This is a genomic window from Candidimonas nitroreducens (assembly GCF_002209565.1).
Lineage (GTDB): Bacteria > Pseudomonadota > Gammaproteobacteria > Burkholderiales > Burkholderiaceae_B > Candidimonas > Candidimonas nitroreducens.
Window position 1 is genome coordinate 58,786 of record NZ_NJIH01000008.1, and the last position, 25,609, is coordinate 84,394.

At 65.5% G+C, this 25,609-nt stretch carries 27 protein-coding genes; 11 read left to right on the forward strand and 16 right to left on the reverse strand.

What is annotated here, in order from left to right; genetic code table 11:
• Positions 1 to 208 precede the first annotated feature (208 nt).
• From CEY11_RS14270 to CEY11_RS14290, 5 genes are all read right to left on the reverse strand, one after another.
• Complete coding sequence (locus tag CEY11_RS14270) at positions 209 to 1,213, reverse strand: Bug family tripartite tricarboxylate transporter substrate binding protein (RefSeq protein WP_088604082.1); 1,005 nt, start codon at positions 1,211 to 1,213, stop codon at positions 209 to 211.
• 35 nt (positions 1,214 to 1,248) lie between these two features.
• Positions 1,249 to 2,487, reverse strand: coding sequence for an NAD(P)H-dependent glycerol-3-phosphate dehydrogenase (locus CEY11_RS14275; RefSeq protein WP_088604083.1), 1,239 nt, complete (start codon positions 2,485 to 2,487; stop codon positions 1,249 to 1,251).
• A gap of 13 nt (positions 2,488 to 2,500) precedes the next feature.
• Positions 2,501 to 3,013 carry a protein-export chaperone SecB gene (secB, locus tag CEY11_RS14280; RefSeq protein ID WP_088604084.1) on the reverse strand — a complete coding sequence of 171 codons (513 nt, stop codon included), beginning with the start codon at positions 3,011 to 3,013 and terminating at the stop codon, positions 2,501 to 2,503.
• A gap of 136 nt (positions 3,014 to 3,149) precedes the next feature.
• A complete protein-coding gene (gene grxC, locus CEY11_RS14285; protein ID WP_088604085.1) occupies positions 3,150 to 3,407 on the reverse strand; it encodes a glutaredoxin 3 in 258 nt (85 codons plus the stop codon).
• A gap of 124 nt (positions 3,408 to 3,531) precedes the next feature.
• Positions 3,532 to 3,942 carry a rhodanese-like domain-containing protein gene (locus CEY11_RS14290; RefSeq protein WP_233154889.1) on the reverse strand — a complete coding sequence of 137 codons (411 nt, stop codon included), beginning with the start codon at positions 3,940 to 3,942 and terminating at the stop codon, positions 3,532 to 3,534.
• Between the two features lie 89 nt (positions 3,943 to 4,031).
• On the opposite strand from CEY11_RS14290, the gene gpmA reads away from it, so the two are divergent.
• From gpmA to CEY11_RS14310, 4 genes are all read left to right on the forward strand, one after another.
• Positions 4,032 to 4,781 (forward strand): 2,3-diphosphoglycerate-dependent phosphoglycerate mutase, encoded by a 750-nt coding sequence (gene gpmA / locus CEY11_RS14295; protein ID WP_088604086.1) that lies wholly within the window; start codon positions 4,032 to 4,034, stop codon positions 4,779 to 4,781.
• 37 nt (positions 4,782 to 4,818) lie between these two features.
• Positions 4,819 to 6,312 carry a murein hydrolase activator EnvC family protein gene (locus CEY11_RS14300; RefSeq protein WP_233154890.1) on the forward strand — a complete coding sequence of 498 codons (1,494 nt, stop codon included), beginning with the start codon at positions 4,819 to 4,821 and terminating at the stop codon, positions 6,310 to 6,312.
• 111 nt (positions 6,313 to 6,423) lie between these two features.
• On the forward strand, positions 6,424 to 7,974 hold the full coding sequence (locus CEY11_RS14305; protein WP_088604348.1) for a S41 family peptidase: 1,551 nt from the start codon (positions 6,424 to 6,426) through the stop codon (positions 7,972 to 7,974).
• Positions 7,975 to 8,241: 267 nt separating this feature from the next.
• Positions 8,242 to 8,991, forward strand: coding sequence for a HesA/MoeB/ThiF family protein (locus tag CEY11_RS14310; RefSeq protein WP_088604087.1), 750 nt, complete (start codon positions 8,242 to 8,244; stop codon positions 8,989 to 8,991).
• Between the two features lie 43 nt (positions 8,992 to 9,034).
• Here CEY11_RS14310 and slmA read toward each other — a convergent pair whose 3' ends face one another.
• The 7 genes from slmA to CEY11_RS14350 form a co-directional block, all read right to left on the reverse strand.
• Positions 9,035 to 9,613 (reverse strand): nucleoid occlusion factor SlmA, encoded by a 579-nt coding sequence (gene slmA / locus CEY11_RS14315; RefSeq protein WP_088604088.1) that lies wholly within the window; start codon positions 9,611 to 9,613, stop codon positions 9,035 to 9,037.
• 136 nt (positions 9,614 to 9,749) lie between these two features.
• Positions 9,750 to 10,484 carry a pyrimidine 5'-nucleotidase gene (locus CEY11_RS14320; RefSeq protein WP_088604089.1) on the reverse strand — a complete coding sequence of 245 codons (735 nt, stop codon included), beginning with the start codon at positions 10,482 to 10,484 and terminating at the stop codon, positions 9,750 to 9,752.
• Positions 10,485 to 10,503: 19 nt separating this feature from the next.
• On the reverse strand, positions 10,504 to 11,403 hold the full coding sequence (gene argB, locus CEY11_RS14325; protein WP_088604090.1) for an acetylglutamate kinase: 900 nt from the start codon (positions 11,401 to 11,403) through the stop codon (positions 10,504 to 10,506).
• Positions 11,404 to 11,523: 120 nt separating this feature from the next.
• Positions 11,524 to 12,021: a peroxiredoxin family protein gene (locus CEY11_RS14330; protein WP_088604091.1), complete on the reverse strand. Its 498-nt coding sequence runs from the start codon at positions 12,019 to 12,021 to the stop codon at positions 11,524 to 11,526.
• Positions 12,018 to 12,755, reverse strand: coding sequence for a BON domain-containing protein (locus CEY11_RS14335; protein WP_088604092.1), 738 nt, complete (start codon positions 12,753 to 12,755; stop codon positions 12,018 to 12,020). The genes CEY11_RS14330 and CEY11_RS14335 overlap by 4 nt, the downstream gene beginning before the upstream one ends.
• On the reverse strand, positions 12,755 to 13,345 hold the full coding sequence (locus CEY11_RS14340; RefSeq protein ID WP_198958901.1) for a phosphoheptose isomerase: 591 nt from the start codon (positions 13,343 to 13,345) through the stop codon (positions 12,755 to 12,757). Before CEY11_RS14340 ends, CEY11_RS14335 begins: the two co-directional genes overlap by 1 nt.
• Positions 13,346 to 13,559: 214 nt before the next feature.
• Positions 13,560 to 14,810 carry a D-amino acid dehydrogenase gene (locus CEY11_RS14350; protein ID WP_088604094.1) on the reverse strand — a complete coding sequence of 417 codons (1,251 nt, stop codon included), beginning with the start codon at positions 14,808 to 14,810 and terminating at the stop codon, positions 13,560 to 13,562.
• Between the two features lie 121 nt (positions 14,811 to 14,931).
• On the opposite strand from CEY11_RS14350, the gene CEY11_RS14355 reads away from it, so the two are divergent.
• Positions 14,932 to 15,420: an Lrp/AsnC ligand binding domain-containing protein gene (locus CEY11_RS14355; RefSeq protein WP_088604095.1), complete on the forward strand. Its 489-nt coding sequence runs from the start codon at positions 14,932 to 14,934 to the stop codon at positions 15,418 to 15,420.
• Between the two features lie 157 nt (positions 15,421 to 15,577).
• Here the strand turns inward: CEY11_RS14355 and CEY11_RS14360 are convergent, their stop codons facing one another.
• Positions 15,578 to 15,958 (reverse strand): DUF4148 domain-containing protein, encoded by a 381-nt coding sequence (locus tag CEY11_RS14360; RefSeq protein WP_158215323.1) that lies wholly within the window; start codon positions 15,956 to 15,958, stop codon positions 15,578 to 15,580.
• Between the two features lie 212 nt (positions 15,959 to 16,170).
• On the opposite strand from CEY11_RS14360, the gene CEY11_RS14365 reads away from it, so the two are divergent.
• Positions 16,171 to 17,136, forward strand: coding sequence for a LysR family transcriptional regulator (locus CEY11_RS14365; protein WP_088604097.1), 966 nt, complete (start codon positions 16,171 to 16,173; stop codon positions 17,134 to 17,136).
• Positions 17,137 to 17,281: 145 nt separating this feature from the next.
• Here CEY11_RS14365 and proB read toward each other — a convergent pair whose 3' ends face one another.
• The 3 genes from proB to CEY11_RS14380 all read right to left on the reverse strand — a co-directional run bounded on the left by proB (position 17,282) and on the right by CEY11_RS14380 (position 20,693).
• The gene (gene proB / locus CEY11_RS14370; protein WP_088604098.1) at positions 17,282 to 18,451 is read right to left on the reverse strand and encodes a glutamate 5-kinase; all 1,170 of its coding nucleotides are present in this window, start codon (positions 18,449 to 18,451) and stop codon (positions 17,282 to 17,284) included.
• A gap of 110 nt (positions 18,452 to 18,561) precedes the next feature.
• Entirely contained in the window at positions 18,562 to 19,734 is a 1,173-nt protein-coding gene (gene obgE / locus CEY11_RS14375; protein WP_088604099.1) for a GTPase ObgE, read from the reverse strand.
• Between the two features lie 65 nt (positions 19,735 to 19,799).
• On the reverse strand, positions 19,800 to 20,693 hold the full coding sequence (locus CEY11_RS14380) for a LysR family transcriptional regulator (RefSeq protein WP_088604100.1): 894 nt from the start codon (positions 20,691 to 20,693) through the stop codon (positions 19,800 to 19,802).
• A 117-nt stretch (positions 20,694 to 20,810) separates the two neighbouring features.
• Between CEY11_RS14380 and CEY11_RS14385 the strand changes: the two genes are divergently transcribed.
• Genes CEY11_RS14385 through CEY11_RS14405 form a run of 5 tightly spaced genes read left to right on the forward strand, consistent with a single transcriptional unit; the run spans position 20,811 to position 25,460 of the window.
• Positions 20,811 to 21,815, forward strand: coding sequence for a Bug family tripartite tricarboxylate transporter substrate binding protein (locus CEY11_RS14385; RefSeq protein ID WP_088604101.1), 1,005 nt, complete (start codon positions 20,811 to 20,813; stop codon positions 21,813 to 21,815).
• A 27-nt stretch (positions 21,816 to 21,842) separates the two neighbouring features.
• Complete coding sequence (locus CEY11_RS14390) at positions 21,843 to 22,895, forward strand: Ldh family oxidoreductase (RefSeq protein WP_088604102.1); 1,053 nt, start codon at positions 21,843 to 21,845, stop codon at positions 22,893 to 22,895.
• 57 nt (positions 22,896 to 22,952) lie between these two features.
• Positions 22,953 to 23,924 (forward strand): Bug family tripartite tricarboxylate transporter substrate binding protein, encoded by a 972-nt coding sequence (locus CEY11_RS14395; RefSeq protein ID WP_088604103.1) that lies wholly within the window; start codon positions 22,953 to 22,955, stop codon positions 23,922 to 23,924.
• 4 nt (positions 23,925 to 23,928) lie between these two features.
• Positions 23,929 to 24,699: an MBL fold metallo-hydrolase gene (locus CEY11_RS14400; RefSeq protein ID WP_088604104.1), complete on the forward strand. Its 771-nt coding sequence runs from the start codon at positions 23,929 to 23,931 to the stop codon at positions 24,697 to 24,699.
• A 20-nt stretch (positions 24,700 to 24,719) separates the two neighbouring features.
• Positions 24,720 to 25,460, forward strand: a complete 741-nt coding sequence (locus CEY11_RS14405; RefSeq protein ID WP_088604105.1) for an ABC transporter substrate-binding protein — start codon at positions 24,720 to 24,722, stop codon at positions 25,458 to 25,460.
• The last annotated feature ends 149 nt before the right edge of the window (positions 25,461 to 25,609 follow it).

Below are 25,609 nucleotides of genomic sequence, written 5' to 3' on the forward strand. Positions count from 1 at the left end.
CCGAAGCGCAGGCGAGTCTGCCGAGCATCGGAACTCCGCAGGGCAGCCCCGGCGGTTAAAACCAACCACCGTCGCAATACTAACCATTGCTGCAATATATCGAGCCCTTCGGCCGCAGAGCGAATCCTTTGGCTGTTGGGTGTAGCTCTTAACCCGTTGAGGCTGCCCGGCGGGTTAAGAACTACACGAGCCGAACGTAGAACGTAGCCTAGTCCAGAGACAGATGCAGCCGGTCGATCACGGCGCCCCAACGCGCCTTGTCCTTGTTCATCAGGTCAGTGAGCTGGTCAGGCGAAGACGGTGCGGCCGAGAAATAGAGGGCCGCCATCTTCTGCTTCACGCTGGGGTCGGCGAGGATCTGCGTGATGGCCTGGTTGAGGCGGTCGACGATGTCTTCGGGCGTACCGCCGGGGGCGAACATCGCGTCCCAGGATATCGCCTCGAAGCCGGGGTAGCCCTGGCTCGCCATAGTGGGGATGCCCGGCAGCAGTTCGCTGGGCTGCAGGCTGGTGATCGCCAGCGCCCGCACCTTGCCGGCGCTGATCTGCGGCACCGCCAGGCCGGGCACCATGAAGCTGGCCTGGATGTCGCCGGTGATGATGGCCGACACCACCTGCGGGAAGCCGCTGTAGGGGATCTGCTGCATCGAGATGCCCGCCTGGTGTTCCAGCATCGCCATCGACAGATGCGAGGAACTGCCCGGCCCGACGGTACCGTAGTTCAGGGTGTTGGGCTTGGCCTTGGCCATGGCCACGAAATCCTGCACGCTCTTGGCGGGCGAATCGGCCGGCACGATCAGCACGTTCGGGCTGGTGCCCACCAGTGTAATGGGCGCCAGGTCGGTGGTCGGGTCGTAGCCCAGCGTCTTCTTGTACAGCGTCGGCGCCGTGACCATCGGGCCGTTGATCGTCAGCAGGATCGTGTAGCCGTCGGGCTTGGCCTTGCTGGCGTAGCGCGTGCCGATATTGCCGCCGGCGCCGGGTTTGTTCTCGACGATGACGGGCTGCTCCAGTGCCTTGGACAGCGGATCGGCGATCAGGCGCGCCAGCGTGTCGGGCGAGGAGCCCGGCGGGAACGGCACTACCATCTGGATGGGGTGGTCGGGCCACGGCGAGGCCGTGGCCGCGGGGGCGAGGCATAGTGCCGCGGCGCTGGCGGCGAGGCATAGCATGGTCTTGTGCGCGGCCCTGCGGGACGGCATGAACTTGGACATGAAAAATCCCTTCGATGTAGGCATGGAGGAAGATGTCAGGACAGTGTCGTCTCGGCCCGGGCTTCGCGGGCCAGCAAGTTCGAGACGGCCTGTTCGGGGGAAATACCGTCGAATAATACTGCGCACACAGCCTCTGTGATAGGTAGATCGACGTTGTGACGCCGGCCCAGCTCCAGGGCGGCGCGGGCGCAGCGCACCCCTTCGGTGGTCATGCCCTTGGCCAGCACCTGCTGCAGGGTGGCGCCCTGGCCGATCGCCAGGCCCGCCTGGCGGTTGCGCGACAGCGCCCCCGTGGCGGTCAGCACCAGGTCGCCCAGGCCGGTCAGGCCCGCGAAAGTGTCCGCGTGGCCGCCGAGCGCGACGCCCAGGCGCTGCATTTCGGCCAGGCCGCGCGTGACCAGCGCCGCGCGGGCGTTGGTGCCTAGGCCCAGGCCGTCGGCGATGCCGCAGGCGATGGCCATCACGTTCTTCAGGGCGCCGCCCACCTCGACCCCGATCACGTCGGTGCTGGTGTAGATGCGCGCGTGGCCGCCGTGCAGGCTGGCCGTGACCGCGGCGGCCACTTCCGGGCGGGTGCCGGCGACGGTCAGGGCCACGGGCAGCCCGCGCGCGACTTCAAGGGCAAAAGACGGGCCGGAAAGCACGCCCAGGCCGGGAGTGGAGGCGGCATTCAGGCCGGCCGCAGCCAGGGCCTCGTGGACGATTTCGTGCGGCAGTTTGCCGGTGTCCTGTTGGAAGCCCTTGCAAGTCCAGACCAGGGACACGGGGGCGGCGTCCTTGCCGCGTGCCGCCAGTTGCGGCGCCAGGCGGGCGCACATGTCGGCCAGGCCGGCTACGGGTACGCCTAGTAGCAGCAGGCCGCCCGCCGGCCCACAGGCGTGGCGCGTGGCGGCGTCGAAATCGTCGCCGATCGCGAGTTGCGGCGGCAGGTCGATGTCGGGCAGGTATTTGTCGTTGCGGCCGGTGGCGCGCATGCGCTGCGCCAGTCCGGCGTCGCGCGCCCACAGCAGGGTGTCGGCACGGGCGCTGGACAGGGCGGCGAGTGCCGTGCCCCAGATGCCGGCGCCCAGTACCGCGACGCGCCCTCCGGGCGGCCGCGCGGGCGTAAAGGAGGAACGGCCCTCCTGCCGCTGTGCGGCATCCTCCCCGTGGGAGGGAGCACGCCCTCCGGGCGGCCGCGCGGGCGCAAAGGATGAACGGCCCTCCTGCCGCTGCGCGGCATCCTCCCCGTGGGAGGGAGTACGCCCTCCGGACGGCCGCGCGGGCGTACTCATTGCCCCGTGCGCCTTACTGCCGGGTGACGCCGGGTGGCAGGACGATGCCGGAGTCGTTCTTGTTTTGTTCGGCGGCCAGTTGTTCGAGGCGCTGTTCGTACAGGGCCTGGAAGTTGACTTCGGCCAGGTGCAGCGGGGGCAGGGAGGTGCGGTTGATGAGGTCGGCGACGTTGGCGCGCAGGTAGGGGTAGAGCATGGTCGGGCAGACGATGCCCAGCAGCGGATCGAGCTGTTCGGCCGGGATGTTCGAGGCTTCGAAGATGCCCGCCTGCGTGGCTTCGATCAGGTACAGCACCTTGTCCGAGATGCGCGTGGTAACGGTCGAGGTGACGCTGCATTCATAGACCGTATCGGCCAACTGCTGGCCGCTGACATTGATGGACACCTCGACGCTGGGGGCTTCCTGCTCCAGGAAGATTTGCGGCGCGTTGGGCATTTCCAGCGATACGTCCTTCACATAGGTACGCTGCAGGCTGAAGCTGGGATCCTGGGATTCTTGCTGGGTGTTGGTGTCTTGGTCGGCCATGGGATGGGTTTCCTGGTTGTAAGAGTGTGTCGGATAGGGCCTTGATCACCCTAGAAGAGAAATCGGTAAAAGAGGGTTGCTCTTTTCGCCAGCCCGGGCAGGCCACAGCTCATTGAAGCGCTGGGGCTCCAGCGGGCTAGTTCTGCAGCAGCGGCTCCAGGCCGTGGGCGCGATCGAGCGCCGACAGATCATCGTAGCCGCCGATGTGGCGGTCGTCGATATAGATCTGCGGCACCGTACGCCGCCCGGTACGTTCCATCATGACGGCGCGCTGGGACGGATCCTGGTCGATGCGTATTTTGTGGATTTCGGTGACCCCGCGCTTCTTGAGCAGCATTTCGGCGCGGGCGCAGTAGGGGCAAACCCCGGTGCAGTACATGGTGACGTTGGCCATAAGTCTTGCGCTAGGTAGCGGTATCTGAAATTTATATATGTAGATATGGGGGCTGAATGGCCGCTGACAAGGCCGGCGGGCGAGGGCGCCAGCGGGGGCGGGAAAGATACGCCGGGCTTGGGGTTCAGGCCTTCTTGCCCAGCGGCAGGCCGCCTTGAGTCCAGCCGCGCAGGCCGCCTTCGAGGCTTACGGCTTCCAGGCCCTGCTTGCGCAGCGCCGCCACGGCCCTGGCCGATTCCCGCCCCTGGTCGCAGACCAGGATCACGGGCTTGTTCTTGGGCAGCGCGGCGGCCTTGGCGGCGAGTTCGGCCGCGGGGATGTTGCGCGCCTGGGCGATGCTGCCGGCCTTGTACTGCTCGGGCGTACGCACGTCGACGAATATCGCCTGGCGCTGGTTGGCCAGCTGTATGGCTTCCTGTACGCTTACCGCGTTGCCGCTGCGTCCCTTGGTCAGCGTGGGCCACAGCAGCATGCCGCCGGAAACCAGGGCGATGATGACGATGTACAGGTTGTTTTGGCTTAAAAGAAAATCCACGATTTGTCCTGAATTGGCTCCTGGAATAAGAGCTGAATCAGACAATTATAAAATGGAGAAAACAATTCATTTTTCGGGCCATTCTGACCATGCACAAACTCGTACTCATGCGCCACGGCGAAAGCCAGTGGAATCTGGAAAACCGCTTCACCGGCTGGACTGACGTCGACCTCACCGAAACCGGCCGGCAGCAGGCCTGGCAGGCCGGCGAACTGCTCAAGAGCCAGGGTTTCGAGTTCGACCTGGCCTATTCGTCCGTGCTCAAGCGGGCGATACGCACCCTCTGGATCGCGCTGGACGCGCTGGGCGCCATGTACACCCCCATCGGCCTGAGCTGGCGCCTGAATGAGCGCCACTACGGGGCGCTGCAGGGGCTGAACAAGGCCGAGACGGCGGCCAAGTTCGGCGACGAGCAAGTGCTGATCTGGCGCCGCGCCTATGCCATCGCCCCCGATCCGCTGGCCCTGGACGACCCGCGCCACCCGAGCCACGACCGCCGCTACGCCAAGATCGCGGCCGACAAGCTGCCCGCCACCGAATGTCTGAAAGACACCGTGGCGCGCGTCATTCCGTTCTGGAACGAGTCGATCGCGCCGGCCATACGTGCCGGGCGGCGCGTGCTGGTGGCCGCCCACGGCAACAGCCTGCGCGCGCTCATCAAGCACCTGGACGGTATTTCCGACGACGACATCGTGCACCTGAACATCCCCACCGGGCAGCCGCTGGTCTACGAGCTGGACGACGAGCTGCGCCCCATTCGCCACTATTATCTGGGCGATCCCGACGAGATCGCGGCCGCCGTGGCCGCCGTGGCGGCCCAGGGCAAGGCCGCCAAGTAGGACGAAAACAGGAAACCTCCCGGATGCGCGCTTCCCCATGACCGGAACGGCAAAGCTGCGGCGCCTGGCGGGTTGCGCCGCCCTGATTGCGGGCGCGTGGGCGGGCGTTGCCGCGGCCGCCGATTCGTCGGCGGTGCTGGCTGCCCGCCAGGAACAGGCGCGCAAGCAGCGTTCCGAGTTGCGCGTGCGCATCCAGAAGCTGCAGAAAGACATCGACCAGCAGGAAGCATCGCGGCACGAGGCCGCCGATGCGCTGCAGGCCTCCGAATCGGCCATTTCGTCGATCGACCGGCGGCTGGTCGAGCTGGCCGACCAGAAGCACGCCGCCGAGGACGACCTGGCGCGCATCGCCACCGATACCGCTGCGCGCCGCAAAGAATTAGCCGCGCGCCAGGCCGAACTGGCCGCACAGCTGCGCTCCGAGTACGCCAGCGGCCTGTCTCCCTGGACCGCCTTGCTGTCCGGCAACGACCCCCAGGCCATAGGCCGCGAGCTGGGCTATCTGGGCTATGTGTCCAAGGCGCGGGCTGATACCTTGCGGGCCATACGCCGCGTGTTGCAGGAACTCGAGAGCCTGCGGGCCCGTGCCGAGGCGCGCCGCAAGGAATTGCTGGAGGTGGCGCAGCAGACCGAGCAGCAGAAAGAAGAACTCGAGCGCCAGAAGGCCGAGCACCAGAAAGTGCTGGCCAGCATCGACGCCCAGCTCAAGCAGCAGCGCGGCCAAGCGCACACGCTGGAACACAACGACCAGCGCATGGGCCGCCTGATCGAGGGGCTGGATCAGGCCATCGCCCAGCAGCGCGAGGCCGAGCGCAAGGAACGCGAGCGGCGCAAGGCCGAAGCCGAGCGCAAGGCGCGCGAGGCGCTCGAGGCTCGCCGGCGCCAGGCCGAGCAGGCCGCCCGCCAGGCGGCGCAGGCTCGCAAGGAAGCTCAGGCCCGGCAGGAAGCGCAGGCGCAGCAGCAGGCCCAGGAACAGGCCCAGGAACAGGCGCGCCAGGCGCGCGAGCAGGTCGAGGCGGCCCGCGCCCAGGCCCGCCAGGCCGAGGCGCAGAAGGCCGAGGCCGAAAAAGCCCGGCAGGCGCAGCAGCAGGCCGCGCCAGCTGCCCCGCAGGCGGCGCCGAGCCTGCCGCCGCCGGGCGGCTTCAGCGGGCTGAAGCACGGCCTGCCCTATCCCGTGCACGGCGAGGTGCAGGGCCGCTTCGGCATGAGCCGGCCCGACGGCGGCCTGTGGCGCGGCATCGTGCTGCGCACCGCGGCGGGCACCGCAGTGCATGCCGTAGCGCCGGGCCGCGTGGTCTATGCCAGCTGGCTCAGGGGCTTCGGCAACATTCTCATCATCGACCATGGCGATAAATACCTTAGCATCTACGGTTACAACCAGAGCCTGCTCAAGCAGGTGGGCGACGTCGTCCGCGCGGGGGAAACCATTGCCACGGTAGGGGCCACCGGCGGCCAAGTGGAGCCCGGTCTATACTTCGAAATCCGGCACGCGGGCGTGCCGGTGAATCCCCTGCTTTGGCTGGGGCATTAATTTCGGTACTATGTACGCTTGTGTCCACGCGCCCGGCGAGGCCTGTTGCGGCGGCGGGACATGGCCGGCCCGGTGCGGCCGGCCGTGAAAAGAGTCTATTTGGGAATATGCATGGGCGCTCGCAGGTTTCGCAGTTTCGGTTTGGTGGCTTTGGGTGTGGCCGGGGGTATCCTGATCAGCCTGGGCATTTCTGCCGCCGCGCAGCGCGGCAGTCCATTGCCGCTCAAAGAGCTGCAGCAGTTCGCCAATGTGTTTTCGGCGATCAAGAGCAGCTACATTGAACCCATGTCCGACAAGACCCTGATCGACGACGCGATCAAGGGCCTGTTCACGGATCTCGATCCGCATTCAGCGTATCTCGACCCCGAGGCCTTCAAGGAAATGGAGGCCATCACTCAGGGCGGCTTCGGCGGCCTGGGCATAGAAATCGGCAGCGAAGACGGCATGCCCAAGGTCATCGCGCCCATCGAGGACACGCCGGCCGCGCGCGCCGGAATCCTGACCGGCGACCTCATCACCGAGATCGACGGCAAACCCACCAAGGGCATGACGCTGAACGACGCCATCAAGCTGATGCGCGGCGAACCCAATACGTCCATCGTCCTGACCATCAAGCGCGCGGGCCAGGCCAAGCCGCTCAAGGTCAAGATCGTGCGCGCCATCATCAAGGTGCGCAGCGTGCGCAGCAAGATGCTGCCCGGCGACATCGCCTTCGTGCGCATCTCGCAATTCCAGGAAACCACTGTGCCCGACCTGGTCAAGCAGTTGCGCACGCTGGGCGGCAAGCATGCGCCCAAGGCCGTGGTGCTCGATCTGCGCAACGACCCGGGCGGCCTGCTCGAAAGCGCCATAGGCGTGGCCTCGACCTTCCTCAAGCCCGGCCAATTGGTGGTTTCCACCAAAGGGCGCGTGCCTTCGTCGAACCACCAGTACTACGTGACCCAGTCCGATGGCGTTTCCACGGTGCCGGGCTGGACCAAGACCGTACCCATGGTGGTGCTGGTCAACGTCGGCTCGGCCTCGGCCTCCGAGATCGTCTCCGGCGCCCTGCAAGACCACAAGCGCGGCAAGATCATGGGCAACCGCACCTTCGGCAAGGGCTCGGTGCAAAGCGTGCTGCCGCTTAGCGAAGACACCGGCATCAAGCTGACCACGGCGCGCTATTACACGCCCAGCGGCCGCTCCATCCAGGTCACCGGCGTCGAACCCGACATCGTCGTGGACGACACGCCGCAGGGCAATCTGTTCCGCCTGCCGCGCGAGGTCGATCTCAAGCACCACTTGCTCAACAGCGCGGTCACCGACGAAAGCACCGACGAAGAAAAGGCCAGTACCAGCAAGCCCAAGGTCGAGCCCAAGATGTTCGAGTTCGGCGGCAGCGACGACTTCCAGCTGCGCCAGGCGGTCAACTTCCTCGAAGGCCGCAAGGTGCACAAGATAGAGCCGGGCCTGATCCTGGCTTCATCCAAGAAAGATGCCAAGGCCAAGCCCGCTGCTGGTGGCTCCAGCAAGACCGAACCGGCTGAAAAAAAAAGTGAAGTGAAACCGCAAGAACCGGGCTCGGCCGACCGGCCCGCGCCCGGTGCGCTGCCCCAGCCGGCCCCGGGCCAGAAGATCGAGCGCTTCCGCATCACTCCGCATGGGCTGATCGAGCTGCACTAGGGCCTGTTCACACTAAAAGGAGAGCCGCATGGCCACAAAAAAGCTCGTCCATCAAGGCGCGAAGCGCAGCCGTGGTGGTGCCACGGCGAGCATGAGCAACGCCGAGGGGCGGGCTTTTTTGTGGCCACCCTTCGGGCTGGTGGGCAAATGGGCGCCATGCGTCGTTACAGGCTCGTTGCGTGGAGCGGCCACGCGGCCTCGCCCAGTGCCTAGCCTGGCGCCCATTTGCCCACCAGTGCGACTCCCCTTTTAGTGTGAGCAGGCCCTATGAACGATGCGCAGCTGTTGCGCTATGCGCGCCACATTCTGCTCGACGAAGTGGGCATCGAGGGCCAGCAGCGCCTGCTCGAAGCGCGCGTACTCATCGTGGGTGCCGGCGGGCTGGGTTCGCCCGCGGCCTCTTATCTTGCGGCGTCCGGGGTCGGCCACATCATCCTGGCCGACGATGACGAGGTCGAGCTCAGCAATCTGCAGCGGCAGCTGCTGCACACCACCGCGCGCCTGGGCTGGCCCAAGGCAGAATCGGGCCGGCACATGCTGGCCGAAATCAATCCCGAGGTGCAGGTGCGGGCCGAGGTGGCCAGGCTCGATGCGGCCCGTCTCGAGCAGATCGTGCCCGCCGTCGACCTGGTGCTGGACTGCACCGACAATTTCGCCACCCGCCACGCCCTGAACCGCGCCTGCGTCGCGCACCGCAAGCCGCTGGTCTCGGGGGCGGCCATCCGCTACGCCGGGCAGGTCAGCGTCTACGACCTGCGCAGCGACGCCTCGCCCTGCTATCACTGCCTGTTTCCCGAAAACGAAGGGGCGCGCGAGATCAGCTGTGCCACCACCGGAGTGCTGGCGCCGCTGGTCGGCATCATAGGCAGCACCCAGGCCGCCGAGGCCATCAAAGTGCTGACCGGTGTGGGCGAGCCGCTGGTGGGGCGCCTGCTGTGCCTGGATGCGCTGTCGATGCGCTGGCACGAAATCGCCTACCAGCGCGATCCGGGCTGCGCAGTCTGCGGTCATCGCTGACGCGGCTTTGCTGGCCCTGGCGGCGACCGCATTGCCGGACTGTTCAGGACATCCGCAGGCCCATCAGCGCCAGCTCTTCGGCGTGGCGCGCCGTGGGCAGAGCCTGCCAGCTGGTCTGCGCGTAGCGCAGCCAGCGCCCGCTTACCCAGTGCATCAGCAGCCCGCCGGCCAGTTGCGGGTCGGCGGCCAGCGCCAGCGCAGGGTGGGCCACGAGGGCGCTGGCCGCAAGCTCGTCCTGGATGGCGGCTATCAGCCCGCCGAGCCGAACTTGCAGCTGCCAGTCTTCGGTCACCAGGGCATCGCCGGTGAGCACGCGCGTTTGGCCCGGATGGCGTTCGGCGAACAGCAGCAGTGCGTGCACCTGGCGGCCGAGCCGGCGCGCGCCGTCGGCCTCGGTGGCGGCGATGTGCTGCAAGTCTTCGAACAACTGGGCCTCGATGGAATCCAGCAGCGCCATGTAGATGGCTGCCTTGCCCGAATAGTGCCGGTACAGTGCGGCTTCCGATACCCCCAGCCTGTCGGCCAGGGCCGCGGTCGTGATGCGCGCCGCATGCGGCTGCGCCAGCATCGCGGCCAGGGTTTCCAGGATTAGGGTCTTGCGTGTGCCGGAGCGCGGATTCATGAATTGCTCTTCATCATCAGCCGCCGCGCCCGGCCGTCCGGGCACGCCGGGCTCGCATGTGCCACGCCATATTGCAGTCTCCCATTTCTTCTGATGTTGTGATGGCCTGTATGGTACGCCGCCGCGCAGCGCCGGGTCAGCGGCGCAGCGGCCGGCGGCCGAGCAGCAGTTCGCTGACAGAGTTTACGCGCAGTCCCACGTGCTGGCCGCGGCCGCTGTGCTTGCCGGAAAACGGGGTGCCCGGGTGATAGACGTGCACGGTGCGCATGCCGGCCTGCCTGGCGCTGCGCAGATTGCCCAGCGTATCTTCCACCAGCACGGCGCGGGCGGCGGGCACGCGCAGCCGCGCCAGCACCTGGCGCATCAGCGCAAGCGATGGCTTGGGGCGCACGCGCCCCTGCAGGCGCATGTGGTTGATGGCCCATACCCTGTCGAACTGGCGCAGGATGCCCAGCGCGCCCAGCACCGTGCGGGCATAGGGCAGCGGCGCGTTGGTCAGGACGATCTTGCGCCCGGGCAGGCGCGCCAACCTGCGCGCCAGGCCCGATTCGCCATGTACCAGCGGGGCGATCTCGAAGCTGTGGCTCAGTTCCAGGAAGGCGTCGATGTCCACGCCGTGGTGGCGCTCCATGCCTATGGCGGTGGCGCCGTAGCGTTTCCAGTAGCGGGTGCGCAGCAGGGTGGCGGCCTCGCGATCCAGATTCAGCGACTGCATGACAGCTTCGGTCATGCTGCGGTCGATGGCGGCGAAGATGGCCTTTGATGCGTCGTGCAGGGTGTTGTCCAGGTCGAACAGCCAGACCGTGCCGCGTGCCGCCCTGCGGCCGCCGCGGACGATGCCGCGGCGCGTGTGCGCGATGTCGGTTCGCACGCTGAAAGAGGGGCCGCGGTCAGTGCGAGCTGATCATGGTTCCCACCCCGCGATCGGTGAGGATTTCCAGCAGCAGGCAGTGCGGCACCCGGCCGTCGACCACGTGCACGGAATTGACGCCGTTGCGCGCGGCATCCAGCGCCGACGAGATCTTCGGCAGCATGCCGCCGGAAATCGTGCCGTCCTGGAACAGTTCGTCGATGGTCTGCGCCGACAGGCTGCGCAGCAGCTGGCCGTTCTTGTCGAGCACGCCCGGAGTGTTGGTCATCATGATGAGCTTTTCCGCGCCCAGCACCTCGGCCATCTTGCCGGCCACCACGTCGGCGTTGATGTTGTAGGCCATGCCGTCCTCGCCGTAGCCGATGGACGAGATGACGGGAATGAACTGGTCGTCTTGCAGCGCCTTCACCACGGCCGGCTCGACGCGCATGATGTCGCCCACGTAGCCGATGTCCAGCCACTGCCCGGGGTTGTCCTGGTCGGCCAGCAGTTTCTTGCGCGCCTGGATCAGGCAGCCGTCCTTGCCGGTCAGGCCCACGGCCTTGCCGCCGGCCTCGTTGATCATCATCACGATGTCCTGCTGCACCTGGCCGCCCAGCACCCACTCGACCACTTCCATGGTCTCGGCATCGGTGACGCGCATGCCCTGCACGAAATTGCCTTCCTTGCCGATGCGCTTGAGCGCGCTGTTGATCTGCGGGCCGCCGCCGTGCACCACGACCGGATTCAGGCCCACCAGCTTGAGCAGCACCACATCGTGGGCGAAGCTGCGCTGCAGCAGCTCTTCGGTCATGGCATTGCCACCGTACTTGATGACTACGGTCTTGCCATGGAAGCGGCGGATATAGGGCAGCGCCTCGGACAGCACATCGGCCTTGACCTTGGAGGCGAGCGCGGCGGTATCGGATGGATTATTCATGGGCGGCAAACAAGAGTTGGCAGGTATGAATGGGTCGGTGGTGGCCCGACACCGGCGTGGAAATGAAAAGCCCGAGAATCCGCGTGGCGGTCTCGGGCGAAGACGGCCATGGCGCCAGGGTCAGCTGGCCAGCGCCTTTTCGACAGTGTGCATGAACGCGACCTTGTCGTAGTTGCCCAGGTAGCGCTTGATGATATGGCCCTGCTTGTCGATCAGGAAGGCCGTGGGCGTGAGCCGGATGTCGCCGAAGGCCTTGGCGATGCGCCCTTGCGCATCGATGGCCACGGGGAAGGGCAGCTTGCGCGTTTCGGCGTAGTTCTTGACGTAGTTGGGCGGGTCGTACTGCATGGCGACCGCGATCGCCTCGAAGCCCTTGGGAGCCAGGGCGTCGTAGGTCTTGATCATGTCGGGCATCTGCTGGATGCAGGTGGCGCAGTCGGTGGCCCAGAACTTCACCAGCACCACCTTGCCGCGCAGGTCTTGCGGCGTGATCTTCTGGCCGGTGAGCGACACGTAGGTGACGTCGGGAGCGGCGGCCCGGGCCGAGCCCGAGAACTGCCAGAGCGCGACGCCCGCCAGGGCGACGACGGCGATCAGACTGAGCAGGACTTTTTTCATTGCACTGGCATGGCTTGGGCGTCGCCGGAAGAGGCGGCGGGCGCCGGGGTTGTGGGGGTGGTGCCGCTGGCCCCATTGTCCTGGATCGGAGCGGGAGTTTGCCGCTGCTGCAGGCTTTCGGGCGTGACGATTTCGAACAATTTTACTACTTTATTCACGCCGCTTACCCCCGAGGCCACCTTGGCGGCGCGCTCGGCTTCGGCGGTGGTGACCTTGCCCATGAGGTACACCACGCCGCGTTCGGTGGTGACGCTGATGGTGCGGGTCGGCACGCCCTTGGTGTCGATGAGCGAGGCCGTGACCTTGGAGGTCAGCCAGGTGTCGTTGGTGCGCACGCTGAGAGGCGTGACGTCGCCCACGCGCAGTTCGTTGAAGACGCGCCTGACCTTGGGAATCTGGCCCGCGCGTTCGCCGATCTGCTGCTTCATTTGTTCGGAGGGCACGTCGCCCACCAGCAGCAGCCAGCCGGCATACGAGCTGGTATTGATGCGGCCCTTGTCGCCCACGATGGCGCCGAGGTCGTTGGCGGCCTTGATTTGTATGGTCTTGTCGTCGACCTGTTCGCCGGCGGTGCGGCGGTCGCTGGCGACCGTGGCGGTGGTGGCGGCAGCACCGCCCACCACGGCTACCCCGCAGCCCGCCAGCGAGCACAGGCTGGCTGCGGCCAGGCCGGCCAGCAGCAAGGAACGGGCACGTTTCGCGGTGGTGGCCGATAGCGTGATGGTAGGCAGCATCAGAGGGTGTCTCCCAGGAGCAAGGCGTCGATACCGTCGCATATCGCGTGCAGCAGCAGGATGTGGACTTCCTGGATGCGCATGGTGCGGTCGTGCGGAACGCATAAGTGGACATCGGTTTCGTACAGCAGGGCGCCGAGCTGGCCGCCGCCCTTGCCGGTAAGCGCGATGACCGGCATCTCGCGCTCGTGCGCGGCCTCGACGGCGCGCACGATGCTGGGCGAGTTGCCGCTGGTGGAGATGGCCACCAGGATGTCGCCGGGCTGGCCGAGCGCATTCACCTGGCGCTCGAAGACCGGTTCGTAGCCGTAGTCGTTGGCGACCGCGGTGAGTATGGAGGTATCGGTGTTCAGGGCCACGCCGGCCAGCGGCAGGCGGTCGCGCTCGAAGCGGCCCACCAGTTCGGCGATGAAGTGTTGCGCATCGGCGGCCGAGCCGCCATTGCCGCAGGCCAGGATCTTGCCGTTATTGCTGAGCGATCCGAACAGCAGGTCGACGGCGATCGCCAGCGGCGCCGCGAGTTCCCGGGCGGCCTTGAAAGTGTCGAGGGCGTCGTCGAAGTGCGAGCTCATGCGGGATGTCATGTCCATGGCGGGTATTATCTCATGATCGATCACGGATCTTGCTGATGCCGGGCCGCATCCTGTCAGAGGACGTAACGCGATCGAGGCGCCCGTCTCGAAGCTTCGAGCGCCGCGGCGCCGATAGGTTCCCCGTGCTGTGCGGCAAGGGCCTGCGGCCGCTGATCCGGAGCAGGGCGGGGCGGGCGCGCAAGCCGGTGCGCGGCGCCCGCCGCGGCGCGTTTCAGGCGTAGCGGCTGACCGCCAGATCGTCGCTGCGGATGGCCGTGGGCCTGCCCGAAACAATGTCGGCAATCAGTTGGCCGCTGCCGCAGGACATGGTCCAGCCCAGCGTGCCGTGCCCCGTGTTCAGGTACAGGCGGCGTATGCCGGTGGCGCCGATGATGGGCGTGCTGTCCGGCGTCTTGGGCCGCAGGCCCGTCCAGAACGACACGCTGCCGGCCTGATAGCCCTCGGGGAAAAGATCGCGCAGCACCATTTCCAGCGTGCGCTCGCGCCGCGGGTCGAGCGATTTGTCGTAGCCCACGATCTCGGCCATGCCGCCGACGCGGATGCGCTGGTCGAAGCGCGTGATGGCGATCTTGTAGGTTTCGTCCAGCAGGGTGGATACGGGGGCGGCGTCGTCGCGGGCCACCGGCACGGTGATGGAATAGCCCTTGAGCGGATAGACCGGCAGCTGCACCAGGCCGCGCAGCAGCGGCGTGGAGTACGAGCCCAGTGCCACCACATAGGCATCGGCCTGCAGGAGCTGGCCGGCGCAGCGCACCCCGGTGATTTCGCCGCCCGCGCTTTCCAGCCGGTCGACCGTGACGCCATAGCGGAACTGCACACCCAGCGCGCGGGCCAGGGCCTCGAGCCGGCCGGTGAAGAGCCGGCAGTCGCCGGTTTCGTCATCGGGCAGGCGCAGACCGCCGACCAGCTTGTGCAGGCTGGCGGCCAGTGCCGGCTCGATGTTCGGCAGTTCTTGCCGGCTTAGCAGTTCATAGCGTATGCCGGCTTCTTCGAGCACGCGGATGTCGCGTGCCGCGGCATCGAGCTGCTTCCGGGTGCGGAACACCTGCAGGGTGCCTTGCCGGCGGCCTTCGTATTCGATGCCCGTGCGGGCGCGCAATTGCGCCAGGCATTCCCGGCTGTGTTCCGAGATGCGCAGCAGCCGCTCTTTGTTGACGGCGTAGCGCGCCGCGGTGCAGTTGCGCCACATCTGGTACATCCAGCGCAGCTGGAACAGTGTGCCGTCGGGGCGGATAGTGAGCGGCGGATGCTTGGCGAACATCCATTTCAGGGCCTTGAACGGCACCCCCGGCGCGGCCCAGGGCGAGGAATAACCGAAAGAAACCTGGCCGGCGTTGCCGAAACTGGTTTCGCAAGCCGGGCCGGGCTCGCGCTCCAGCACGGTAACCTCGTGGCCCTGCTCGGCCAGATAGTATGCGCTGCTTACGCCGATGACTCCGGCGCCGAGGATGATGATTTTCATGGTCCGCGAGTCGGAAAACTATGTGTTTTCATTATATTAAGGCAAAATGTGCAGTGTTTTTTAATGAAAAAAGCAGATTTCCAGGCTTATTTTCTGCTCATCAAAAAATGGGGACATTGCCATGAGGGTACAGCGCCAGCCGGTGCACACGCTGGACAAGCTGGATCGGCACATACTCGACCTGTTGCAGCGCGACGGCCGCATGTCCATGACCGACCTGGCCGAGGCGGTGGGGCTGACGGTCACGCCCTGCACCGAAAGGGTCAAGCGGCTCGAGCGCGACGGCGTCATCACCGGCTATCACGCGCGTGTCGCGCCCGCGGCGCTGGACGCGGGGCTGCTGGTGTTCGTGGAAATATCCTTGTCCAGCAAGTCGGATCGCAGTTTCGACGATTTCCGCCGCGAGATCCTGTGCATACCGCAAGTACAGGAATGCCATCTGGTGTCGGGCGACTTCGATTACCTGGTCAAGGCGCGCATCCGCGAGATCGGCCAGTACCGCAGCCTGCTGGGCGACATCCTGCTGCGCCTGCCGGGAGTGACGCAGACCAAAAGCTGCATTGTCATGGAAGAGGTCAAAGAAACTCTGTTCGTGCCGGCGCAGAAATGAAAAACCGGCCTTGTGGGCCGGTCGGGGCGGGTCCGGCTGTGCGCCGGCCCGCTTACCCGGAAGTGCTGGGCGCAAACCGGGGAGAAGCCGCAAAGCAGCCCGGCCTTTGAAACGGCGGCACTGCCGCGCCGCGTAGTCATTCAAAGGCCGGCAAACATCAGAACGCTACTTGGGGCAGTTGGCCGGCAGACGCCAGCTTGGTGTACTCGGCCTCGACTTCGGCGCGGGTCACGTGGCTGGGTGCGGACGAGGCAACGGCCAGCGGATAGTCGGCGAATTCACCGCTTTCGATCTGGCCGGCAGCCTCGGCGGCAGCCAGCTCCGACTGCACTTGGGCGCGGTTCGTGGTGCTGGCTTGCTGGACGGCGACCGGGTAGTCGGCGAATTCGCCGGTCTGGATCTGGCCGGCAGCCTGGGCGGCGACCAGTTCGGCCTGTACTTGCGCGCGGGTCTTGGGGGCGTCGTTCACGGATGCTGCCTGCGCTGCGCCGGCAATCAGGGTAGCGGAAATCATCAGGGCACTTGCGAGGGCTTTCATATCAAACTCCATCTATCTACATCAAGAATTCAGCGGCTTCTTGTCTTGCCGTGCCTGTCCGCGTGGATCAGGCTGTTTTCGATGGAGTCAGTGTGTGCTTTTTTAGGCCTAGTAAAAACCCTAGTTCGTGACAAACATATTTCCGTTAATGGAATAATAATAGGGGTATAATGCGCTGAAAATAAAAACTATAAGCAATTTTGGAAAAATCTATGGAACCCTCCCTCGACGACATCGCCCTATTCGTGGAAGTGGCCAGGCGCAAGAATTTCAGCCGTGCCGCCGAGGCGCTGGACATGCCGGTGTCGACGCTGTCGCGGCGCATCAGCGAACTCGAGCGCCGCCTGGGGGTGCGCCTGCTCAATCGCAGCACCCGCAAGATCGAACTCACCGAGGCGGGCGGGGTGTATTTCGAGCGCTGCCAGAACGTCGTGGCCGAAGCGCGCATCGCCCACGAACAATTGCTGGAAGTCGCTCAACAGCCCAAGGGGCGCCTGCGCATATCCATGCCGGTCAGCTTTTCGCTGAGCTTCATGCCGGTCATATTCCGCGATTTTTGCGAAAAATACCCCGACATCGAATGCGACATCGACCTCAACACCCACGAGGTCGACCTGCTGGCCGACGCCTTCGACCTGGTGCTGCGCTTCGGCGTGCAGCCCGATTCGGGCGTGATATCGCGCCGCATCGCCGATATGGCGATGGGCCTGTATGCATCGTCGGAATACCTGGCCAGCCACGGCAGCCCGGTGCTGCCGGCAGAGCTGCCGCGCCACCAATGCCTGCGCACGCACGGCAACCGCCGCAGCTCGACCTGGGTTCTGGCGTCCGGCAAGCAGACCGAGGAAGTCACGGTGTCGGGCCGGCTGTCCATCAACAATATGGGCATGCTGCAGCGCCTGGCGGTGCAGGGCGTAGGCATTGCTCCGCTGCCCATCTATTGTCCCATCGAGGCGGACGGCGGCGAGCTCCTGCAAAGAGTGCTGCCCGATTGGCAACTGCGGCCCATGCCGCTGATGGCGTTGTTCCCTTCGCGGCTGATGCCCGCCAAGGTGCGTGTCTTCATCGAGTTCCTGCAGGAACGGCTCGCCAGCCTGCCGGCGCGCGAGCATTTCGTGCCCCGGGAACTGGCGCACGGCGCCGGCGCGAGGCTGGATGGCCAGCGGCTGCACGCCTGATACGAATTCGCGATCAAAACGACAACAGCGTTGCCGTACTACTTGTACTGCCTGCGGCTTCGCGCCTTGTTCTCTCAACGCGGTTGCCGTTTTGATCGCGAATTCGCATGAGGCGTGCGCCGTAGCGGCAGGGATGCGCCCGCCGCTACGAGGCGGCCTTGCGGGCCGACGCGGACGGCCGCGCAAATACCATGTTGTCGCGGTGCATCAGCTCTTCGTCGGACATGCTGCCCAGTATCTTGGGAATGCGGCTGCTGGGCTGGCGCAGGATGCGGCGCGTGTCGTTGGCTGAATAATTGATCAGGCCGCGGCCGCATTCGACGCCGTGCTGGTCGACGCAGGCCACCACGTCGCCGCGTTCGAACTCGCCTTCTACCTCGACCACGCCGATCGGCAGCAGGCTCTTGTGCTCTTGCGTAATGGCGCGCACCGCGCCCGGATCGAGCGTGACGCGGCCGCGCAGGCGCAGGTGGTTGGCCAGCCAGCGCTTGCGCGCCGAGCGCACCGGCAGCTGGGCGCGCAATTCGCTGCCTATCTGTTCGCCGCCCGCCAGGCGCAGCAGCACGTCGGGCTCGCGCCCCGAGGCGATCACCGTATGGCCGCCGCTGTTGGCCGCGCGCTTGGCGGCCAGCACCTTGGTGATCATGCCGCCGGTGCCGATGCCGCTGCCGGCGCCGCCGGCCATGGCTTCCAGCGCCGGGTCGCCGGCCTGCGCCACGTCGATGAAGCGGGCATCCGGATGCTTGCGCGGATCGGCGCTGTACAGGCCGCGCTGGTCGGTAAGAATGACCAGCGCGTCGGCTTCGATAAGATTGGTGACCAGCGCGCCCAGGGTGTCGTTGTCGCCCAGGCGGATCTCGTCGGTGACCACGGTGTCGTTCTCGTTGACGATGGGCACCACGCCCAGCCCCAGCAGGGTGTAAAGCGTGCTGCGCGCATTCAGGTAGCGGTGCCGGTCGGCCAGGTCTTCGTGCGTCAGCAGGATTTGCGCGGTGCGTATGTCGTGCTTGGCGAAGGCCGCCTCGTAGGCCTGAGCCAGGCCCATCTGCCCGACTGCGGCTGCCGCCTGCAGCTCGTTCATAGTTTGCGGGCGCCGCGCCCAGCCCAGCCGCGCCATGCCTTCGGCAATCGCGCCGCTGGATACCAGCACCACCTGGCGCCCCTGGGCATGCAGCGCCGCGATCTGCTGGGCCCACTGCCCGACCGCCGCCAGATCTATGCCCTTGCCTTCGTTGGTGACGAGCGTGGAGCCGACCTTGGCGACCAGGCGCTTGGCCTTGGCGACAACGGAGACAGGGGCGGTAGAGGTGGGCATGGGTGTCTGCGGCGCTGGAAGCCTGGCGGTTGTGTAACGGGAACTGCGGTGACGGGAACTGCGGGAAACTATGGGATTGCCGGGGCGGCGCCGCCATGGGCGCCGTACCTTCAGTTGTCGGTGGACGGGGGCGCGCGCCCGGGGTCGCGCTGCCCGGCGTCGGCATCGTCGCCGGGCCCGGGCCCGGGGCCGCGGGCCGCATCGAAGCGCGGGTCTTCGGGGACATAGGTGCCGTCGGCCTGATCCTGGGCGCGCTGGGCCTGCTGGCGTTGTTCGTCGAGCCAGTCCTGCAGGCGCCACACCAGTTCGCGGGTGCCGGTGCCGTCGAGTGCCGAAATGCCGAATACCGGCCCGTTCCAGTCGAGCGCCTGGCACAGGCGGCGCGTGACGTCTTCGGGGTCGGCCACCATGTCCAGCTTGTTCAGCACCAGCCAGCGCGGTTTGGCGTAAAGCTCGGCGTCGTACAGGCGCAGTTCCTCGACAATGGCGCGGGCGTCGGCGGCGGCCTGTTCGACCGGATCGCAATCGGGGTCAGGCGTCGAGACGTCGACCAGGTGCAGCAGTACGCGCGTGCGCGACAAGTGGCGCAGGAACAGATGGCCCAGCCCGGCGCCTTCGGAGGCGCCTTCGATCAGGCCGGGAATGTCGGCCACCACGAAGCTGCGCGAGGCCGAGGTGCGCACCACGCCCAGATTGGGATGCAGCGTAGTGAAAGGGTAGTCGGCGATCTTGGGCCGGGCGTTGGAAATTTTGCTGATCAGCGTGGACTTGCCGGCATTGGGCAGGCCCAGCAGGCCGACGTCGGCCAGCACCTTGAGTTCCAGCCGCAGGCGGCGCTGTTCGCCTTCGCGCCCCGGCGTCCACTGGCGCGGCGCGCGGTTGACGCTGGACTTGAAATGGATGTTGCCCATGCCGCCGGCGCCGCCGGCGGCCAGCGTGACGCGCTCGCCGTGGCGGTTCAGGTCGAACAGCTGCTCGCCGCTGTCGGCGTCGTGGATCACGGTGCCCACCGGCACGCGCAGCGTGATGTCGGGCGCCGCCGCGCCGTACTGGTCGGAGCCCCTGCCGTTCTCGCCGTTGCGGGCGCGGTGCAGGCGGGCGTAGCGGAAATCGATGAGCGTGTTGATGTTGCGGTCGGCGATGGCGTATATGCTGCCGCCGCGCCCGCCGTCGCCGCCGTCCGGGCCGCCCTTGGGGATGAATTTCTCGCGGCGAAAACTCGCCACGCCATTGCCGCCCTTGCCGGCAATGACTTCGATGGTGGCTTCGTCGACAAATTTCATAGTGGTGTAATAAGTGTGCGAGCCATATTGTATGCCGGCTTGCAGATGGGTAAGCGAGACGCCGTTCAGCGGCTTCCCCGGGTGCGCACAATTATGTCGTACAGCAGGCGCGCCACGGTGCCGAGTTCCCGGTTGCGGCGGTGAATCAGCCCGAGGGTGCGGCTGATCACAGGTTTTTTCAAGGGGACGCTGACCAGAGCCGTATGCCCGACCGGGGGCATGGCCAATCGGGGCACTACCCCTACGCCCAGCCCGGCTTCCACCATGCTTACTAGCGCAGGCACGTGCTTTACCTCGCAAAACCAGCGTGGCCGTTCGGTGCTTTGGGCGAGCGCCTGGTCGATCAGGAAGCGGTTGCCGCTGCCGTGAGCCAGGCTGATGTATTCATGGGCCATCAGGTCGCGCCAGGCGACTTCGCGACGCCCGGCCAGCGGGTGGTCGGCACAGACGGCCAGTACGAACGGCTCTTCCAGCAGGGGATGGAATTCAATGTCGGAATCGTGGGTGCCGATATAGGTCAGTCCGAAGTCGGCGTCCCCGCTTGCCACCGCCGTCAGCGCCACTGACGACGATTCGTCGATGATGCGTATCCGGATGCGCGGGTATTGACTATGGAATTCGCGTATCACCGCCGGTAGAAAGTACGCCACGGCCGATGGCACGCAGGCGATGGTGACCGTTCCCGACATGCGCTCGGCTACGTCTTGTATGCCGATGAGCGCGTTTTCCAGCTCGTTGAGCACATTGCGTGCGCGCGGCACGAACCCGCGCCCCACAGTGGTGAGCTCGATCCTGCGTGTGGTGCGGGAGAACAGTTTGACTCCCAGTGCCTGCTCCAGCTTGTCGGTACGGCGCGACAGCGCCGACTGGGACAGGTGCAGGGCTTCGGACGCAGCACGAAAACTCCCGAGATCGGCAACCGCCAGAAAGGCGCGTAAATCGCCCAAATCGAAATTCATGCGTTTTAATCAAAAATAGATCTAATTTTTGCATTTTACACTGCATTAGGGCTTACGTATCATCGCAGCCAGATGAAATATACAGACATGATCCGGACTAAAAGAGGAGGTGGATAAATGAGTTTCCTGCAACGATTCCTGCGGCGTTCCACTGCATTGGCGGCCATCGCGACCAGCACGTTCGTTCTGGCTTTCGGCTCGCCCATGGCAGCGGCGGCCGAGTGGTCGCCCGAGAGGCCCGTGCACCTGCTGGTGCCTTATGGGCCAGGCGGCAGTTCGGATGTGATTGCACGTGCGATAGCGGCCGAGATGTCGCGTACCCTGGGGCAGCCGGTAGTCGTCATCAATAAGGGCGGCGGCCAGGGCATCATCGCAACGCAGGAGGCAGCTCGGGCGGAGCCTGACGGCTACACCCTGTTGCTGGGCCATGTGGGTACGCTGGCGGTCAACCCGGCCATGATGCGTAATCTTCCCTATGACCCGCAGCGCGATTTCGCGCCGATCGTTCTATTGGCCAAGGTTCCGATGATCTTCGCGGTGGGCAAGAAGGTGCCGGCCCACGACTTGTCGTCGTTCGTCGCCTTGGCCAAATCCAAACCCGGCGTACTGAACTATGGGTCGGCCGGCAATGGCAGCGCCGGCCATCTGGCATTCGAAATGCTCAAGACCGCCACGGGCATCGACGTCGTGCACGTACCTTACAAGGGCACCGGCGCACAGATCACCGATCTGCTGGCCGGCAATATCGACGCGGCCTCGGCCGGTACGCCTGGCCTGTTGCCGCACGCGCAGGCGGGAAGCATCCGCATTATCGCGGTGGGCTCCGCGCATCGCCTGGCGGCCCTCCCCGATGTGCCCACCGTCGCCGAGCAAGGCTATCCCGGCTTTGAAAGTTCTCAGTGGTTCGGCCTGATGGCCCCGCGAGGCACGCCGCCGCAAATCATTGCCCGGCTGGAAAAGGATGCATTGGCGGCCTTGAACTCGCAGTCGGTCAGCGAACGTCTCAAGCACGATTCGAGCGAGCCGATGGGATGGGGGCCTGAAAAATTCGCCGCTTTCATTCAATCCGAGCGCGTGCGCTGGGGTGAAGTCGTGCGACAGGCCAAGCTCGGCGCGCAGTGAATCGGCTTTCTGATCAATAGGGTAGGTATGAACACGACTTTGAATCGCGCTCGCACGTTTGGCGAGGCTGAATTGCTGGACTTGGGCAAAAGGGCTTTTGTCGGCCTGGGCTTGCCCGAGGAGCACGCCGGCGACGTTGCGCGCGTACTGGTACAAGCCGACTTGTTCGGCATAAACACGCATGGCTTGAGCCGTATCGAGTCATACGGCGAGCGTTTGCTGGTGGCCGGCATACAGGCGCACGCCAGCGTTACGGTGCGACACCCTGCGCCCGCCATACGGCTGGTGGACGGCGGCAATGGCATAGGCCCGCTTGTCGGCATGAGTGCCCTGCGTGCAGCCATGGATGCGGCCCGGGAGTGCGGCGTGGGCGTAGCCTTTGCCAGGCAGAGCAATCATTTCGGGCCCGTTTCGCCCTATGCGTATTTCGCGGCGCAGCGCGGCTTTGCCAGCATCATAGGCAGCAACGCCACCACCACGATCGCTCCGTGGGGCGGCAGCGACGCGCGGCTGGGCAACAGTCCCTTGGGTTTTGGCGTACCGAATCCAGGCGGCCAGCCCTTCCTGCTGGACATGGCCATGAGCGTAGTGGCGCGTGCCAAGATCCGTAACGCGCTCAAGTGTGGCGAGGCGATTCCGGACACCTGGGCTACTGACAGCAAGGGACGGCCGACCACGGATGCCGCCGCGGCGCTAGGCGGGTTCTTGCTGCCCGTCGGCGGGCACAAAGGCTATGGGCTTGCCCTGATGGTCGACCTGTTTGCCGGCCTCTTGTCCAATGCGGCGTATCTGACCCATGTGAAGTCGTGGGTGGATGCGCCGGATCAGGCGCAGGATCTGGGGCATTTCTTCGTTCTGATCGATACGGCTCGGCTGGGGTCGGCCGCATGGCTGGCCGAGCGCATGACCGACTTCGCGGCCATTCTGCACGACAGCCCGGCCGCGGATCCGTCCCGCCCCGTCATCGTGCCCGGAGAAATCGAGTTGGCCAAGATGGCGCGCCAGCAGCGCGAAGGCATCGAGGTCGATCCGGCAGTCTTGGCCTTGTTGCAGCGGTATGCCGCCCAGGCGCAAGCATAAAGCATCCCATTGAAAAAGCAGTACGACGCACACCATTATCCAGAGAGGAGTACAGCCATGAAACGTATCTGCGCATTAGTTGTTGCATGCTTGCTGGCGTCCGCGGGCCGGATTGCGCTGGCGGGCACATATCCCGATCGGCCCATACGCGTAATAGTCCCTTATTTAGCCGGAGGCAATGCCGACATCACCGCGCGCGTCATCGCGCAGAAAATGTCGATCAGCATGAAAGTGCCGGTGGTCGTCGAAAACAAGCCTGGCGCCAATGGCATGATAGGCACCGACTACGTAGTCAAGGCCGCCCCCGATGGCTACACCCTGCTACTCGATGCCAGCGGCCCATTGGTCGTAAATCCATCGCTGTACAAATCGGTTCCCTATGATCCTCTGACCGACCTGGCTCCCGTCAGCCAAATCACCAGCTATCAGTATGCGCTGGTCGTGCGCCATGGCTCGCCCATTCATAGCGTTGATGAATTGGTGGCCCAGGCCCGCGCCAAGCCCGGCGAGTTGACCTATGGATCGGCGGGAGTCGGATCTGGCGGCCACCTGGCGGGCGCGCTGCTGGGTGTAATGACACATACTCAATTGACACATGTGCCCTACAAGGGCAATGCGCAGGCTTTGACCGATACCTTGAGTGGCCAGCTGTCATTCGACTTTGACACTATTGCGACTTCGGCGCCGCACATCGCTGCCGGACGCCTGCGTGCTTTTGCCGTGTCGGGCCCTCAGCGCAGCAGTGCGCTGCCGAACCTGCCCACCATGGACGAACTGGGCTACAAGGGGTTCAATGTCACCCAATTCCAGGGCTTGCTGGCTCCGGCGCGGACACCGCCCGACATCATTGCGCGGCTGCACAAAGAGGTGGTCGAGGCGGCCCGTCAGCCGGATGTGGTAAAAAAACTGGCCGACGAGGGCGGCAACGAGATCGTGGCCGGCACCCCCGAGGCATTCGCCGCCCTGTTGCGCAGCGATCTTGCGCGTTTCCGCACTTTGCTGCGGCAGGCCAACGTCAATCTGGAGTAGGTGCGTGCTGAAGACGGATGTGTTGATTCAAGGCTACCCCGGACGCGCCATCTGCCACGGCGGCCTGGGCTGGAGCACTACCACCCTGCTGCGCGGAGAGGGCTCCAATATTCTGGTCGACGTGGGCGCCTTCGGGGTGCGGCATCTGCTAAGGCAACAGCTGCGCGACCTGCAGGTCGAGCCCGCCGATGTCACGGATGTCGTGCTTACCCATGCCCATTACGATCATGCGGTCAATTTCACGCTTTTTCCAAATGCGGTGATATGGATAGGCGGCCGCGAACTGGCATGGGCGGCTGCGCAGCCGGCGGGTTTCAACCCTCTGCCAGAGCTGTATGTGCGTGAATTGGATGTGTCGCCGCGCGTACGGCGAGTGGCCGATGGCCAGGAGTTCCTGCCTGGTTTCACGGCCATAGCCGCGCCTGGCCATACCCCGGGCCATTTGCTGTTTTATGTGACGGCCACTGAAAAGCCGGTACTATTTACCGGGGATGCGGCGAAGAATCGCGCAGAGCTATTGTCCGGAATGGTGAACGACACTTATGATGCTCAGGCCAGCCGCGCCAGCCTGGATCTGATCTGGCAATGGTGGCGCCGGGAGCCCGACACCCTGTTGGTGCCGGGGCACGATGTTTGCATGCGCCTGGACGCCGCTGGGCAGCCCGTTTACGTCGCCGAACGCAAGGCTGCCATGAACGCCTGGTTTGGCGAAACCCTGGAACCTGCGGTCATCGATCTGTGTTGTGCGGGCCAGACCGCGCGCTACAGTGCCTGACCGCATATCTGGATCTCAATATGACGCTCGATTCCAAGATTATTAATGCTTTCACGCCCACCGGCCGCCTGCGCGCCTCCATCAACGTGGGCAATCCCATCCTTGCCCGCCGTGATCCGGCCTCTGGCGCGCCCATGGGCGTGTCTATCGATCTGGCGCATGCCTTCGCCGAGCGGCTGGGCGCCGAGCTGGATCTGGTCGTCTGGGACAGTGCCGGCAAGTCCGTCGAAGCGGTGACGGCCGAACAGGCCGACATCGGCTTTTTTGCCATCGACCCCGTGCGCGGCAAGGGCATCACTTTCACCGACGCCTACGTGCTGATCGAAGGCGCTTACCTGGTTCGCCAGGCCTCGCCCTTGCATGATCTGGAGGCCGTCGACCGCGACGGTATCCGCGTCACCGTCGGCAAGGGTAGTGCGTACGACCTGTATCTGACACGTGAACTCAAGCATGCGAGCATCGTGCGTGCGCCTACCTCGCCTGCCGTGGTGGATACGTTCCTGTCCGAAAACGTAGATGTCGCGGCCGGCGTAAAACAGCAATTGGAAGCCGATATGGCCCGTGTCCCCGGCTTGCGCATGCTGCCCGGCAGCTTCATGGTCATCCGGCAGGCCATGGGCTGCCCCAAAAGCCGAGGCGCCGAGGCCGCGGCGGCGCTGGGCGCCTTCGTTGAGGAAATGAAAGCCAGCGGCTTCGTGGCGGACGCCCTGCGGCGTCATGGCATTCAGGGCGCCGCGGTGGCCCCTGCTTCGGGTGCGTAAGCGCTAAGCGGGCCCATCGCAAGGTCTTGACCGGCCTGCGTAGCCTGTGTGCGGCCGGGCCGGGGGCGCAAGAGCCCGCTGGCCGCTCTGCAAAAAAACAGAATCCGTGCGCGGAAAACAGAATCCCCACGCCGCATGTTGCGGCGTGG

What these genes read in the sequence shown, in the direction of transcription:
- CEY11_RS14380 (WP_088604100.1), bottom strand. Translation starts at nt 20,693, where the DNA reads ATGAATTTCGATTTGGGCGATTTACGCGCCTTTCTGGCGGTTGCCGAT.
- grxC (WP_088604085.1), bottom strand. Translation starts at nt 3,407, where the DNA reads ATGGCCAACGTCACCATGTACTGCACCGGGGTTTGCCCCTACTGCGCC.
- CEY11_RS14385 (WP_088604101.1), top strand. Translation starts at nt 20,811, where the DNA reads ATGAGTTTCCTGCAACGATTCCTGCGGCGTTCCACTGCATTGGCGGCC.
- CEY11_RS14305 (WP_088604348.1), top strand. Translation starts at nt 6,424, where the DNA reads ATGGGCGCTCGCAGGTTTCGCAGTTTCGGTTTGGTGGCTTTGGGTGTG.
- obgE (WP_088604099.1), bottom strand. Translation starts at nt 19,734, where the DNA reads ATGAAATTTGTCGACGAAGCCACCATCGAAGTCATTGCCGGCAAGGGC.
- slmA (WP_088604088.1), bottom strand. Translation starts at nt 9,613, where the DNA reads ATGAATCCGCGCTCCGGCACACGCAAGACCCTAATCCTGGAAACCCTG.
- CEY11_RS14300 (WP_233154890.1), top strand. Translation starts at nt 4,819, where the DNA reads ATGACCGGAACGGCAAAGCTGCGGCGCCTGGCGGGTTGCGCCGCCCTG.
- argB (WP_088604090.1), bottom strand. Translation starts at nt 11,403, where the DNA reads ATGAATAATCCATCCGATACCGCCGCGCTCGCCTCCAAGGTCAAGGCC.
- CEY11_RS14330 (WP_088604091.1), bottom strand. Translation starts at nt 12,021, where the DNA reads ATGAAAAAAGTCCTGCTCAGTCTGATCGCCGTCGTCGCCCTGGCGGGC.
- gpmA (WP_088604086.1), top strand. Translation starts at nt 4,032, where the DNA reads ATGCACAAACTCGTACTCATGCGCCACGGCGAAAGCCAGTGGAATCTG.
- CEY11_RS14275 (WP_088604083.1), bottom strand. Translation starts at nt 2,487, where the DNA reads ATGAGTACGCCCGCGCGGCCGTCCGGAGGGCGTACTCCCTCCCACGGG.
- proB (WP_088604098.1), bottom strand. Translation starts at nt 18,451, where the DNA reads ATGCCCACCTCTACCGCCCCTGTCTCCGTTGTCGCCAAGGCCAAGCGC.
- CEY11_RS14335 (WP_088604092.1), bottom strand. Translation starts at nt 12,755, where the DNA reads ATGCTGCCTACCATCACGCTATCGGCCACCACCGCGAAACGTGCCCGT.
- CEY11_RS14340 (WP_198958901.1), bottom strand. Translation starts at nt 13,345, where the DNA reads ATGGACATGACATCCCGCATGAGCTCGCACTTCGACGACGCCCTCGAC.
- CEY11_RS14395 (WP_088604103.1), top strand. Translation starts at nt 22,953, where the DNA reads ATGAAACGTATCTGCGCATTAGTTGTTGCATGCTTGCTGGCGTCCGCG.
- CEY11_RS14310 (WP_088604087.1), top strand. Translation starts at nt 8,242, where the DNA reads ATGAACGATGCGCAGCTGTTGCGCTATGCGCGCCACATTCTGCTCGAC.
- CEY11_RS14350 (WP_088604094.1), bottom strand. Translation starts at nt 14,810, where the DNA reads ATGAAAATCATCATCCTCGGCGCCGGAGTCATCGGCGTAAGCAGCGCA.
- CEY11_RS14360 (WP_158215323.1), bottom strand. Translation starts at nt 15,958, where the DNA reads ATGAAAGCCCTCGCAAGTGCCCTGATGATTTCCGCTACCCTGATTGCC.
- CEY11_RS14365 (WP_088604097.1), top strand. Translation starts at nt 16,171, where the DNA reads ATGGAACCCTCCCTCGACGACATCGCCCTATTCGTGGAAGTGGCCAGG.
- secB (WP_088604084.1), bottom strand. Translation starts at nt 3,013, where the DNA reads ATGGCCGACCAAGACACCAACACCCAGCAAGAATCCCAGGATCCCAGC.
- CEY11_RS14405 (WP_088604105.1), top strand. Translation starts at nt 24,720, where the DNA reads ATGACGCTCGATTCCAAGATTATTAATGCTTTCACGCCCACCGGCCGC.
- CEY11_RS14355 (WP_088604095.1), top strand. Translation starts at nt 14,932, where the DNA reads ATGAGGGTACAGCGCCAGCCGGTGCACACGCTGGACAAGCTGGATCGG.
- CEY11_RS14390 (WP_088604102.1), top strand. Translation starts at nt 21,843, where the DNA reads ATGAACACGACTTTGAATCGCGCTCGCACGTTTGGCGAGGCTGAATTG.
- CEY11_RS14270 (WP_088604082.1), bottom strand. Translation starts at nt 1,213, where the DNA reads ATGTCCAAGTTCATGCCGTCCCGCAGGGCCGCGCACAAGACCATGCTA.